Origin of the sequence: Snodgrassella sp. B3088 (assembly GCF_026535815.1) — a bacterium.
GTDB classification, from domain to species: domain Bacteria; phylum Pseudomonadota; class Gammaproteobacteria; order Burkholderiales; family Neisseriaceae; genus Snodgrassella; species Snodgrassella alvi_E.
Map to the genome: position 1 here is coordinate 39,698 of NZ_JAFNPG010000004.1, position 14,125 is coordinate 53,822.

The 14,125-nt window shown below is 44.2% G+C and carries 10 protein-coding genes; 5 read left to right on the forward strand and 5 right to left on the reverse strand.

What is annotated here, in order from left to right:
• Nucleotides 1-79 precede the first annotated feature (79 nt).
• The 5 genes from J3U75_RS03380 (at nt 80) to hrpA (ending at nt 7,374) form a co-directional block, all read left to right on the forward strand.
• On the forward strand, nt 80-1,048 hold the full coding sequence (locus J3U75_RS03380; RefSeq protein ID WP_267390524.1) for an ABC transporter permease: 969 nt from the start codon (nt 80-82) through the stop codon (nt 1,046-1,048).
• Between the two features lie 7 nt (nt 1,049-1,055).
• Nucleotides 1,056-2,012 carry an iron chelate uptake ABC transporter family permease subunit gene (locus tag J3U75_RS03385; RefSeq protein ID WP_367418803.1) on the forward strand — a complete coding sequence of 319 codons (957 nt, stop codon included), beginning with the start codon at nt 1,056-1,058 and terminating at the stop codon, nt 2,010-2,012.
• A 50-nt stretch (nt 2,013-2,062) separates the two neighbouring features.
• Entirely contained in the window at nt 2,063-2,821 is a 759-nt protein-coding gene (locus tag J3U75_RS03390) for an ABC transporter ATP-binding protein (RefSeq protein WP_267390526.1), read from the forward strand.
• Nucleotides 2,822-2,832: 11 nt separating this feature from the next.
• A complete protein-coding gene (locus J3U75_RS03395) occupies nt 2,833-3,072 on the forward strand; it encodes a hypothetical protein (RefSeq protein WP_267390527.1) in 240 nt (79 codons plus the stop codon).
• A 279-nt stretch (nt 3,073-3,351) separates the two neighbouring features.
• Nucleotides 3,352-7,374: an ATP-dependent RNA helicase HrpA gene (hrpA, locus tag J3U75_RS03400; RefSeq protein ID WP_267390528.1), complete on the forward strand. Its 4,023-nt coding sequence runs from the start codon at nt 3,352-3,354 to the stop codon at nt 7,372-7,374.
• A gap of 70 nt (nt 7,375-7,444) precedes the next feature.
• On the opposite strand, the gene J3U75_RS03405 is transcribed toward hrpA, so the two are convergent.
• From J3U75_RS03405 to J3U75_RS03425, 5 genes are all read right to left on the reverse strand, one after another.
• Nucleotides 7,445-7,867: a hypothetical protein gene (locus tag J3U75_RS03405; protein WP_100151676.1), complete on the reverse strand. Its 423-nt coding sequence runs from the start codon at nt 7,865-7,867 to the stop codon at nt 7,445-7,447.
• The gene (locus tag J3U75_RS03410) at nt 7,854-8,555 is read right to left on the reverse strand and encodes a phosphoadenosine phosphosulfate reductase (protein WP_267390530.1); all 702 of its coding nucleotides are present in this window, start codon (nt 8,553-8,555) and stop codon (nt 7,854-7,856) included. The genes J3U75_RS03405 and J3U75_RS03410 overlap by 14 nt, the downstream gene beginning before the upstream one ends.
• Nucleotides 8,556-9,253: 698 nt before the next feature.
• On the reverse strand, nt 9,254-9,679 hold the full coding sequence (locus J3U75_RS03415; RefSeq protein WP_267390531.1) for a hypothetical protein: 426 nt from the start codon (nt 9,677-9,679) through the stop codon (nt 9,254-9,256).
• A 32-nt stretch (nt 9,680-9,711) separates the two neighbouring features.
• The gene (locus J3U75_RS03420) at nt 9,712-10,185 is read right to left on the reverse strand and encodes a Panacea domain-containing protein (protein WP_267390532.1); all 474 of its coding nucleotides are present in this window, start codon (nt 10,183-10,185) and stop codon (nt 9,712-9,714) included.
• 641 nt (nt 10,186-10,826) lie between these two features.
• The gene (locus tag J3U75_RS03425; protein ID WP_267390534.1) at nt 10,827-13,868 is read right to left on the reverse strand and encodes a S8 family serine peptidase; all 3,042 of its coding nucleotides are present in this window, start codon (nt 13,866-13,868) and stop codon (nt 10,827-10,829) included.
• Nucleotides 13,869-14,125 lie beyond the last annotated feature (257 nt).

Consider the following 14,125-nt stretch of genomic DNA (forward strand, 5'->3'; position numbering starts at 1 on the left):
TCACAGCCTTCAGGTTTCGCTTTGCCGCATTTAATAGCGGCAATAGCGAAAACCTGTTGTCTGTATCTTTGTTTGCCCTATGTTTCGTTCTTCCCAGATAAACGCTATCAATATACTGTTGCTGCCACTATTACTGATTATCAGCATCAGTATTGGTGCAGCCGCTTTTCACTGGAGTGATGTATTTAGTAGCAGCGATACCCGCTCTCTGCTGCTATACAGCCGCCTGCCTCGCTCGCTGGCGATTATCCTTACCGGTGCTACACTGGCTGTAGCCGGCATGGTGCTACAAATCGTTTTACGCAACCGTTTTCTTGAACCAAATATGGTTGGTGCCACCCAGAGTGCAGCACTGGGAATCTTATTGGTATCCATTTGGTTTCCTCAGGCCACTCAGCTGGCGAAAATGAGCTGTGCGAGCATCGTTGCCCTGTTGGGCATGACTTTGTTTTTATTTTTGTTTCGCAGATTACCGCCACATCGGCAGATGATGATACCGTTAATCGGCATCATCTACGGCAGTATTATCGAAGCGCTGGTTAACTTTATCGGTGTGGAAACCAATACTTTGCAATTATTGGCTGTGTGGTTTGCCGGTGATTTTTCGGCGGTATTGGCTGGACGCTATGAGCTGCTGTGGCTTACTGGTCTGATGGCATTGGTTATCTATTTTCTAGCTGACCGGCTCACCATCGCCGGATTGGGGCAGAATATCAGCACCAGTCTGGGCATAAACTATGCACAGATGATGTGGATTTCTCTAATCACAGTGGCCATGATTACAGCCATCGTTGTTGTTACAGTTGGCCAGATTCCGTTTATCGGACTAGTAGTACCAAATATTGTTTCCCGTCTGGCGGGAGACCGCTTACGGCAGAATCTGCCGTCAGTAGCATTAATGGGCGCCAATGCACTGCTGGTATGCGACATTATTGGCCGCATCATTGATCCGCCATTTGAAATACCCGTATCACTGATTTTTGGTATCGTAGGTACCGTGATTTTTCTGTATCTGCTGTTTAGAAAGCCTACCGTACATGCAACCTGACCATACCATGCCGTCGCCCCGTTCTGGTGCACGTTTTCTCGGCGTGCTCGGAATATTATTGATAGTTGCCAGCGTTTTGTTTATGACATACGGTGTAAAAGGGAGCTGGGATTTTGTTTTACAACTGCGCGGCAAGAAATTGCTGATGCTGCTGACTGTCGCTTATGCAGTCGGCGTTTCTACATTACTTTTCCAGACACTTACCCATAACCCCATTCTGACGCCGGGTCTGCTGGGGTACGATTCACTTTACCTGCTCCTACAGACACTGACACTCTTTATCTTTGGTGCAGTGGGATACGCCAGCATTGGTGCTTTCACTAAATTTACCATTGAAGCACCATTGATGATGGCTGCCTCCTTACTACTGTTTCGTACGCTAACTCGAAACAGCAATGGTGATCTGGCTCGGCTGATACTTACCGGCACAATATTCGGCGTGATGTTTCGCAGTTTCAACAGTCTGCTGCAACGATTGATAGACCCTACCCTATTTACCGTCGCTCAGACCAGCTATTTTGCCCAGTTTACTTCAGTAAATGTCAGTATGCTGATGATTGGCATCACAGTGATGCTAATCAGTACCATCTGGATCTGGCGCATGCGCTATCAGCTGGATGTCATGATGCTAGGACGCAACGCCTCTATTGCCCTTGGGATCAATTATCCGCGCCTAAGCCGCAACATTCTGTTGTGGATTGCGCTGCTGGTTTCCGTTTCCACAGCACTCGTAGGACCTGTGAGCTTTTTTGGGCTACTGATTTGTGCACTGGTCAATGCCTGTACTCCCAGCATGACACACCGGCTGCGGATTCCGGCTGCGTTTCTGATGGCTGCACTGATACTGGTCTGTGGGCAGCTGATATTCGAACACGTTCTAGGCATGCAGGGCGTACTGAGTGTGGTTATAGAATTCTGTGGTGGTCTGGTGTTTCTATGGTTGGCATTAAAACGCCAATCCTGAGCTCGCCACCTCAACAGCGTATTGCTTTACTGACTTAACCGGACAGCAAGATGATTTCCATAAAAAATGTTAACTATTGTATCAACGGCGCTACCATCCTGCGTGATATTAATCTTGATATTCCGGATAAAAGCATCACCGCATTAATTGGACCCAACGGTGCCGGTAAGTCTACTTTGTTTTCCCTGATAGCACGCTTGCAACCTTTACAGCAAGGCAGCATCCACATCGATGAGCTAGATGTGAGCAGTGGCAAATCCAATGCTATTGCGCAAAAGCTGGCAATATTGTCGCAAGAGAACAACATTCAAAGCCGAATTACCGTACGCGATTTACTGCTATTTGGCCGCTATCCGCACAATCAAGGGCGTATAACCAACACAGACCAGCAGATTGTCGATCAAGCATTACAACGTTTTGAGCTGCAAGAATTGCAACAGCGTTATCTCAGTGCATTGTCCGGCGGCCAGCGTCAGCGGGCATTGGTGGCAATGACCTTCTGCCAGCAAACTAAACATGTTATTCTAGATGAACCGCTCAACAATTTGGATATGTATCATGCTCGCGAACTGATGCGGCTGCTACGTGAGCTCACCAGCGAACAGGGATTATCTACTGTCATGGTGGTGCATGATATTAATATGGCCGCCGCCTATGCTGACCATATTGTCGCCTTGAAAGAAGGACAGATTGTTATGCAGGGTCCACCGGATAAAATAATTACCGCCGATAATATTCAAACCATATTTAATCTGGATACCGAAGTTTTAAGCCACAAAGGCAAACCTCTGGTCATCCATCATCTGTAGCAGGTCTAATTATGCAAAACACCAAAACACCTCAGTCTCGCAAACAAACTTCTCTAATTATTAGCATGGTAGTCTTGTTTGTCATACTGGCTTCATGGTTTATCTGGCTGTTTATGGGAGACGATGCAGCGGTACGCATGTCCATGGCGCGTATTATGCTGATTTTTTTAGGTTTAGTGTGCACATTCCTATTTGGCGTATCTATCATGATTGGCGTAAAAATCCTACGACAACAACACAGCCGGCACTGAAAATTGCCTGAAATACCTGAAAAACTGCCCTCTTCTACAAAAGATGTGCAGCCTCAGCCCTGCTTTTATCTTTGCTTCTGGCCGTTCACACTGTATATAGCCGTCTAATTCAGCCTGTTTAATTTTTATAAAATCAAATTTTACAACTGTTAAACAGTTGCTTTTTGTCTTTGTCTTCGGCTCAAACCGCAATACAGCCATAAAATCCCTGCAAACAAGCTTAATAGACAGATTTGCTATAATACGCATATCTAATTATATTCCGGCAGTATCTGTGCCATGTCTGTATACGAACTCAACCAAATCCTGAGCAAAGACCGCCACTTTCTACAACGTGCAAGTAAACACCCTGCCCGATTCGGCGGAGAAGAAAAAGTTAACCAGCGTTATCAGCGTTCACACCAGATGTACCTACAACGACAGGCACATCTGCCTGTTCCGGAATACGATAACACCCTGCCGGTACATGAAAGACGAGTAGAAATCAAACAAGCCATCAGCCAACATCAGGTGGTCATCGTCTGCGGCGAAACCGGCTCTGGTAAAACCACCCAGCTGCCGAAAATCTGCCTCGAGCTTGGCCGTGGCGTAGCCGGTCTCATCGGCCATACACAGCCACGGCGGCTTGCTGCACGCTCCGTTGCCGAAAGAATCGCTGAGGAACTGCATAGCCAGATTGGCCACAGTGTCGGCTATAAAGTGCGCTTTAACGACAAAACCGCTCCCGAAAGCTACATCAAACTGATGACAGATGGTATTCTGCTCGCTGAAAGCCAGACCGACCGTTTCCTCAGTGCTTACGATACAATTATCATCGACGAAGCACATGAACGTAGTCTCAATATAGATTTTCTGCTGGGCTACTTGAAACAGCTATTGCCTCGTCGTCCCGACCTAAAAGTAATCATCACATCCGCCACCATCGATGCCGAGCGCTTCAGCCAGCACTTTACCATTCACGGCCAGCCATCACCGGTGATCGAAGTATCCGGCCGCACCTATCCGGTTGAAATCCGTTATCGCCCATTGCACAGCACTGATGCCGATGATGCCGAAATGGAAATCAACGACGCCATCGTCGATGCAGCAGACGAGCTGGCACGCGAAGGTCAGGGTGATATCTTGATATTTCTGCCCGGCGAACGCGAAATCCGCGAAGCTGCGCATGCATTACAACAATCATCACTGCGGCGCAATGATGAAATACTTCCCTTGTTTGCCCGCCTGTCTGCGGCCGAGCAACACAAAATTTTCCATCCCAGCGGCCGTCAGCGCCGCATCGTATTAGCCACCAACGTAGCCGAAACTTCTCTTACTGTGCCCGGCATCCGCTATGTGATTGATACCGGTCTGGCGCGAATAAAACGCTACTCTGCCCGTGCCAAAGTAGAACAGCTGCATATCGAACCCATCAGCCAAGCTGCTGCACGCCAGCGTGCCGGCCGCTGCGGCCGCGTTGCGGCCGGTATCTGTATCAGACTGTACAGCGAAGAGGACTACAACCAGCGCCCCGCCTTTACCGATCCGGAAATTATCCGCAGCAATCTCGCCGCAGTTATTCTCCGTATGATTAGCCTTAAACTGGGTAATGTAAATGATTTTCCCTTTTTACAGGCACCGGACCAACGTTATATCAATGATGGCTATCAGGTACTGCTCGAACTTGGCGCGGTAGATGAACACAATCGCTTAAGCAAATTAGGCGAACAGATGGCGCGTCTACCTATAGATCCGCGCATCAGCCGCATGCTGCTGGCCGCAAAACGTCTGCAATGTGTTGCCGAAATGCTGATTATAGTGGCCGCACTATCTATTCAGGATCCGCGCGAACGGCCGCTGGAAGCGCGTGATGCCGCCGCTAAAGCGCATGAACGCTTCACAGACAAACAATCCGACTTCCTTGCCTATCTAAATATCTGGGATTCCTATCAGCGCGAGCGTGACAAAGGTTTGTCCAACCGGCAGATGGTACAATGGTGTCACCAATATTTCCTTTCGCATCTACGTATGCGCGAATGGCGCGAGCTGCACCATCAGCTGGCTCAGATTGCCATTGATATGGGGCTGACAGATAAAGCCACAGCCTACCGTCAGATACCTGAGCAAAATTCTACTCAGCCTGCCCACAACCAAAACGGTGACCAGGATTTAGCTGCCAAACTCAGGCAGCAGCAAATTGTCCGTCGCCAGCAGCGCCAGATTCGGCAAAAAGCAAAAGAGGCCAGTTATGAACAGATTCACCGAGCCTTGCTCACCGGCTTAATAGCTAATATCGGCTTAAAAAGTCCCGAAGGACACGATTATACCGGTGCGCGCGGCATTCATTTCCATCTGTTTCCGGCTTCAGCTTTATTTAAAAGCAAGCCCAAATGGGTTATTGCTGCCGAATTAACCGAAACCACTCGTCTTTATGCACGCGATGTCGCCAAAATTGAACCGGAATGGATTGAAACCGAAGTCCCGCATCTGCTGCGCCATCATTATTTCGAACCACACTGGGAACAGAAACGAGGCGAAGTCGTCGCCAGCGAACGCATTACTCTTTACGGTCTAACCGTCCTGCCGCGCCGACCGATATCCTATGGACGCATTAGCCCAGCAGAAGCACGCGAAATCTTTATCCGCGGCGCGCTGGTGGCACAAGAATGCGACCTCAAAGCCGACTTCTTCCGCCACAACCGGCAACTGATAGAAGAAGTCACCGAGTTGGAACACAAATCACGACGGCAGGATGTACTGGTAGACGCAGAAGCGCTGTTTAGTTTTTACGACCAGCGCCTGCCTGCTACTGTCGAACAACAAGGGCGGCAATTGCCTTTGGCTGACATCCGTACATTTGAACACTGGCGCAGACAAGCAGAAGTCGAAAACTCACACCTGCTGTATCTAGGCCGTGACGACCTCATGCAGCATGCTGCCAGTAATATTACCGAAAGCCAGTTTCCAGAATATCTCAATACCAAAGACGGCCGCTGTGCTCTAAGCTACCGCTTCGAACCACATCATCCATTCGACGGCGTTACCGTATCAGTACCGCTGCCCCTTCTCAACCGCATCAGTGCGGCACGGTTGGAATGGTTAGTACCAGGCATGATTCGGGAAAAATTGCAATTACTCATTAAAGCCCTGCCCAAACAAATTCGCCGCATTTGCGTACCGGTGCCGGACTTCATTACCGCTTTTCTCTACAGCGAACCTGATACCAATGCCCCACTGTTGCCACAGCTTGCACATGCCATCGCTCGTCACGCCGGCGATATGCGCCTGCTCAACCAAATCGATATCGAACACTGGCATAGCCAACAGCTACCCGCCCATTGCTATTTCAACATTCAGGTAATAGACGACAGCGGCACAGAACTGGCCAGTGGCCGTGACCTGAATGCATTACAGCAACAGCTCGGGCAGGCTGCTGCGGTCACTTTCCGCGATAACAGCAACGAATTCGAACGCGACAACATTACCAGCTGGGACATCGGCAAACTACCGGAAAGCATCAGATTTGCACGCGCTCAGCAGCAACTCACCGGCTATCTCGGTTTACAGCAGCAAAAAGACGGCAGCATCTCCCTGCGTCTGTTTGATACCGCTGCTGCCGCCCAACAGGCTCATCACAACGGCATACTTGCACTGATGAGCCTGCAATTAAAAGAACAAGTAAAGGACCTCAACAAAGGCTTGCCCGACTTTACTCAGATGGCCATGCTACTCAAACACCTTGGTGCTGATACCCTGCGTGCAGACCTGACCCATGCCGTACTGGATCGCGCTTTGATTGGCGAAGATGAGCTGCCACGAGATGAAAAAGCCTTTAAAGAACAGTTGAAACGAGCGCGCAGCCGCCTACCGGTTGTAAAAGAGGCACTTAATCAGTATGCGCTGCAAACAGCATTAGCCTATGGCGAAGTCAGTAGCCATCTGGGTAGACATCCTCTATCCTCACTGCTGCGTCAGCATCTGGACAGCCTGATTTATCCTGGTTTTGCCAGCGCCACACCATGGAAACAATGGCCACGATTGCCCATCTATCTGCAAGCCATGCTTAGACGTATGGATAAATATGGTAGTAACCCTGCCCGCGACAGCGCACGTGAGGCTGATATTCAGGCACTCACAGATATATGGCAGGAAAAGATTCGCCAGTATCAGCAACAAAATCAGCCAATCCCTCTAGCCATTGCTGATTTTCGTTGGATGCTGGAAGAACTGCGTGTTTCTCTCTTTGCACAGGAACTCAAAACCCCTTATCCAGTTTCAGCCAAACGGCTAAGCAAGGAATGGGAAAAACTTACAGCACTATAGCAGTACTCAGACACGGCAGCCCTGCTCTAGGCAAAGGCTGCCGTAAAACCAGAATCATGTAGCTATGGTCTCATTTCTCTGTTAGCTCCTGAAAATCCTTATCCACATGGTCAGACAATCGGAAGCGTACCTCTGCTGGCGGCAACGTTATACCGAGCTTTTGTGCCAGTACCAAACCATCAACATATTTATTCTCCTTCGCCGGAATGTCCAGCACCTTCAGGAAAGCCATTAACTGCTCCCGCGACTGAAAACAAACTGCACACCAATATTCACTATCCGTCACTCGCTGACGCAACTGCTGCGGCATCTTGCCAACACGTTCAAATTCCTGCCGTAAATTTTCAAGCTGCCTCAGTGCCTCTTTGTCAGCACGCTGGCCGGCTTGAAAGTTACGTGGTGGAAAAGTCGCCGTTTTATTTATATTTTCCCTGCCATCATCACCAGACAGCACAGATTGTTCTGCCTTGCCTGCATTCTTAATTTTTTCCAAAAATACACTCCCATCGAAAAATCTCCAGCTCACATAATGGAAAAAATTCTAGAATTTTCTGATAATCTCGCGGATAGAATTTTTTTATTGGTAGCAGAAAGCGCAAATCTAAACTATCAAAAGAACAGCCGAAAATCTGATAATCGCTGCCTAGTCTTACATGATTGCGCTTGAAGCAGTGCAGCAAATCCTGCTTTTTCCAATCCCAAACTGGATAATATTGATATTGGCTTTTTACTATCGACCCATGCCGCTGCATACTCAGCCGCTGCTTAGCTCTTTTCTCAACCCTGGTACCATTGGCAACTGGTGTATCCGGCGGTAAATCAAACATACCACACATCATCAGCCGAATATCGGCATAACCAAAATCTGCCAAGCCGGCTGCATCTATTACAGCAGTATGCTTTGGCGGCTGAAATACATGTGCCCGCAACATCTGATACAGCGCAGGATGTGGCAAACGGGTAATCTTAAATCCAAATTGCTGTTCATATAATTCCAGCTGTTCTTCTACAAATTCCAGCTCCGGCACCAGATAAAGATAATACGGATAAACAGCTGCGAAACGCTTCCTGATGGCCAGATACGCCGCTATCGAATCTTTCCCTGCACTGAAAGCCAGAATACTTTGCCTGTGTTCACTGGCAACTTTTTCAAGCGTCATTTTTCCGGACAAAATAGGCATATATTGACACTTTCAGCCTAGAAATCATTAATAATTTCAATCAGTATACCCACAATGAAAATAAATTGCCTAATTTGTCATATCCGCAGCCACTGCTTGACAAATTAACAAAATAGTCATCGATACTAAAAATTAACAACAAAATATCAATATAAATGCATATCCAAATAGTTTATTCTTAATAAATATAATTTTCAGGCAGAAAAAAGCAATTCACAGCCTAGGCTGAAAACTCTCATATACTTGGCTAGCCAACTGCATAAAAGCAACACTCTTACCTTAAATCAGAACAGATTAAGAATCTTCCAATAGCATCCCATTTGCACCAAACATTTATCTTACGGGCTCACAGCGGAATTAAGCTTATTCCATGCATCAGCCAACAAAACAAATTTATACTTTATTCCTAAAACATCAACTCTCACGTACCACTTATCATCACTACCCTAAGCTAAATTCATGTCTGTATAAATTTATATAAATATCGGATATATAATTTATTTTGTTAAGATTAGAAAATTTTTGTAGACGAAAGATAGATATTTTGATAATATAAAATCCAATATCTAAGCTATTTATTTCCCTGTCCCAGCGATTTTATTTATAAGCTTTTCTCCTACATTCAGGCTTATAAATTTAAATGCTGGGTTCTTTTTTTTATTTATAATTACAATAAACAGATAAAATTATTTGTCATCTCAAGATTTAGTATTGACAGGAAATAGACCCCTTATTACGCCAAGGAAAGCGGCAAAAATATTTAAAGTTGTTGCAGAAGTAATAGCAATCAGAACATTATCTGAAAACAAATCTTTATTAAAGAAAAACCGACACAATGCATAAAGAGTCAATAAAATAGCCCAACCCCATAATGACTTTTTTACAACCTTATATGCCTTAAAACCGTACCGTTCTCTAAGATCTCTATCAGCTTTACTATTAGCTATTTCTTCATCATGTTTTTCTTGAACCAAACTTTTGGCATCGTTAGTGGGGTTTTTTTTAATTTCACTCTTAACACTATCCAATTTTTTTTCAGTTACTTCTTCTAAATTTTCTTTTATTTTAGTAATTTCACTATCAAAGTTATTAAAAGAATTTAATGAACTATTATTATCATTCATGCAAAACCCACTATACTAAAATTTATATTTTTTTATTTATATAATGTTTCATCTTCCATTTCTTTTTTAGTAATAATACTTTCATTATCACCACCCCCTTCAGTCCACGCTGTACCTTTCTGATGAGTTAAATTAGATAACTGACTTGCAGTTTTGTTACCATAAACATTTAAGATTTCATTTAATAATGCATGTATTTTTTTGTCTTTGGGCTGATCAGAAATATAATCTTCTATAATATTTCCTTGTAAATCCATTCTTATCAATTTATTAGTCACAGGGTACGAACCATAACCTTTTAAATTATGATATAGTGAGGGCAATACCGGTCCATAAGTCCATCTATAAAAAGACTCATCAATTAACTCTTCTTTTGTTATTTTTATATACCAAACTTGTGCTAAATAGATTAGCTTTTGTATCTTCATAGGTGTCATGTCTGATATATGTTTTTCTTTTGCCATATCTAATAAAGTATTTACTATAGCATTCACTGGATAAGCCATGGTTTGTTCCTTTTATTCAGTTAATTTTATCTAAAACTTGATGCCTTTTAGATAAAAAATACCGTAATAAACCCAAAATTATTACTGATATGGATAACAAGCTTCCACCAACATATATCCCATACAACCAAGCTTCAGAACAACTTATATGGGAAAAAGTTTTAAGGGATCCCATAATATATATCAAACCGATAGAGAGTATTAATACAACAACTGCTGAAAACAATAACAGAAATCCTCGTAAACAACAATTTTCACATAAAAAATTTTTTTTATTTTCTGTTTCTGACATGATTAAAGTTATCTTCATTCAAAGCCGAATGTAAATTATTAATATTTATAAAAAATATCGATTATGTTTTTCTAGTGGAAAAACATTTACCTTATAAAGATTCAATAATTTCTTATCCTTCTCATTATAGTATAGTTTTCACAAAATTTTAAATATTTTAAATTCATTTTAAATTAATATATGATTTATATAAATGTATTAAATAATTTATTTTTTTAATCATAAAATTATAAGATTTCTAATTTTAACTTAAGTTTTGTTTTTTAATTAAAAATATGTTATAAATAAAATAGGATTTCATAACGAATAAAACCCTATTCTCATTTGATAATCACTGTTTGACTTGTATCTAGAACCGTATTCTTAGATTTGCCCGCCCTGAATTACTGTGCCAGTGACTGCCATTCTCGTACTGATACTGAATACCAGCACTCACATTACGGCTCACTTGTACATTGCTACCAATTGCTGCATTCCAGCGTGTTCTGGCTGACGACCATTTACCCGCTCTTGCATCACTATGAATTCCACTAAATCCTCCTCGTGTGGCATATTCTCGGTCTCTGAAATCATGCTCCACACCCACTGCTCCAAAGATATTCGCCACTATATCCCTTATATCAAACAGATATTCAGCTACTAAGCCGGCACTGCCAGTTACTATGCCTTTGTTTAGCTTTCTGCCATATAAGCCATATCCTTCTGCTCCGGCTTCACTGAAACTGTTCTGTTGCAGATAGTCGTAGCGTAAACCTAACTGCGGTGTCAGTGTCAGACCTTTCATAGCGAATGCTTTACCGCCGTTCAATGCCAGCTGCCACACATTACCTTTCGTTTTCGCTCCGCTATCCTCTCTGGTTGTGCCCAGCCATATGCCACGGGTAACATCATTGGAATAGCGGTTATACCCTAAACTACCGGATAGGTACGCACCCCGCCAGTTGGCCGGCGCATAGAAGGTGCCCAGTGTTAAGCCGTTGCTCTTGATATCGGCACTACCATCTCTTTCACTCCAGTCTGTATTCTGGAAACTGTATGCCGCTGCTCCTGACCAACCATTACCAAAATTTCTGCTTACACCAATCAGACCGCTGTTGCTATTCTGCTTGCCGCGCACTTCGCTTGGATTCCACCGATTCTGTGAATGGTTAAATTCCATAATCAGTGCCGGTTCGGCGCTATCATTGCGGATAGACGACATAAAGTCTGTATTCAGCTTGCCCAGTGTCAGGGTATTCACTACATTGGCATTGCTGTATACCGCACCTGATAATGAATACAGTGAACGCCGTAACGTTTCTGCTGTCTGGACATTCTGAATCCGGTTGGCACCAGCAAACAATTCTGCTGTTGGACCATCTGTGCCTGTTACTGACGACAGTTTGTCTAGCTGGCTGAAGCTGGTATCAATCGCTGCAGCTGCAGCCTCAATTGCCGGATCAGCTATGCTGCGCGTTAACAGACCGTTATTTTGTACCGCCTGCCGTGCTGATATCCGCGTTACATCAAAATTCACATTGTCGCCATCATAACTGGCTTTCCCGTCCAGTAATATTCCTGACGCTAATGCAGTTTGGCTGAATTCTCCTACGCGCTTCTGCGCATTGATAACTGCTACTTGAAGACCAGTCTGTGGCACAAAGCTAGATTTCAGGCCGTCGAAATACAACCGGCCAGCCAGACTGGCTGTACCATTTATAGCTGTTTTGCTGCCCAGACTGGTTTGAAATGTTGCCTCTTCACTCTGGCTGTAGTCTCCATTAATCGTGGCATCGCGGCTGACAAACGTACCCTGATTATTCACCGCTCCAGTACTACCGTGCACCTGATAGGTACCGTCTTTGGAAATTTTCGCCGCAGACTGACTGCTGCCATCCAGCGATAGCATTCCAGAATTAATGATGGTATTACCTTGATAGCTGTGACTGCCCGTCAAAATCAATGTACCGTTGCCATTCTTGATTAATCCGCCAGTTCCACTGATATCATTGCTGAAAATATACTGGCCACTGCTGACATTGGCATTAAAATCGCCAAAGGCAAACTGAGCCGGCCCATTTACGGCTTTACCGATATTCAGCAATCCCCAGCCATAAACTGAATCCACACCTTTAGCACCTAAATCTGTAGCTGTGGTCAGTAAAGTGGTGCGCAGATTATCATTGCTCATCCATGGATATTTCTGTTTCACCAGTACGGCTGCTGCTGTAACCTGTGGTGCGGAGAAAGAAGTACCAGAAGTAGTAGTAAGCGGTAATCCATTGATATCTTCACCAGGTTTGGCATTTAAATTGGCCGTTTGTGGCTGATAGTAAGCCACCATACACCAATTTTTAGCGTCGCCGCATCGATTGGAGTAATCTTCAATTTTGTTATCAGCAGATACTCCGGCCACTGCAATCCAGCCCTTTTGTAGCTCTGGTTCTACTAATGGCAATAATGATTGAATACTAGGCTGATTTAAGCCGCCATTACCCGCTGCCCAGATAAACAGCATGTCATCTTCTACCAACGTAAGCAATTGGCCGATATAACTATTTTGTTTAATTTTTGGGTTATCAGCGTTCAGATAATTTTTGGCATCATAGATATACCACGCTTTATTGGTCACATAATTGGTGCCATAACTATTATTGACGATTTTTACACCAGCTTTATCCAGTGCATAAAATCCCTTGATGGTAGCTTGTATATTGATTTGGCCTGCTCCGCGACTGTCTGAAGCACTGGCTGAATATATCTGCGCAGCGGGGGCAATGCCCAGTTTTTTTCCACGTACATCCTTGCCAGCTATATTCAGGGCAACTGCATCGCCATGAGGATAGGCCTCACCATTGTATACCGTACCAAATTGGCCTAAATCAACAATATTGTCTGGCAAAGCAGGATGATTCAGACTGACTGGCAAATCCACAATTCCTACTTTAACGCCTCTTCCGTCTAACTCCTGATCACGAGCATCCTTAAGATTCAGACGATTGGCCTGTGTATTGTCTTCACCATTGTTGCTTCTGGTATATTGATTCTTACTTAAAGGAATGGCAATAGCCTGTTCACTGCTGTCTAGCTGGGACGGATTCACAGAAGGCATGGGAATATTATCAGGAACATCCGGCTGATCTGTTGGCGGAATTACCGGTGGTTTCTCTGGTGGTTTTACCGGTGATGTTGGCTTTTCAGATGGCGGATCATTCACTGGTGGTTTATCTGATGGTGGTTTCGGCGTGATTTCATCGCCGCCGGAATGGCCGTTACCAGTATCCTCACCGCCAGAGCCACCACCTGTTTCTGTAGAATTAGAATGCACTCCACCACTGCCACCACCGCAAGCCGTTAAGGCAAGAGAAACAGCTATGACTAGGGATTTAAGCATTAGTTTAGAATGTTTCATAACCGTCTCACTTCCTGTATTAAATGCATTAATAATCAAAACGCTCATGCAATTTTTTATTCTTATTTTTTAAAAATTTAATAAAATAAATGCAGTTAACCGTTATGAGTTTTTTTCATTTTTGCATCATACATTGCCTAAAATATCGATTTACCTTATTAAGTATTAATTAACCAAATAAGATATAATTTTATTTATTTAATATTCTGCATATTTCTGTTGTTATTTTATTTCATAAAAATGAGCAACTTATCTAT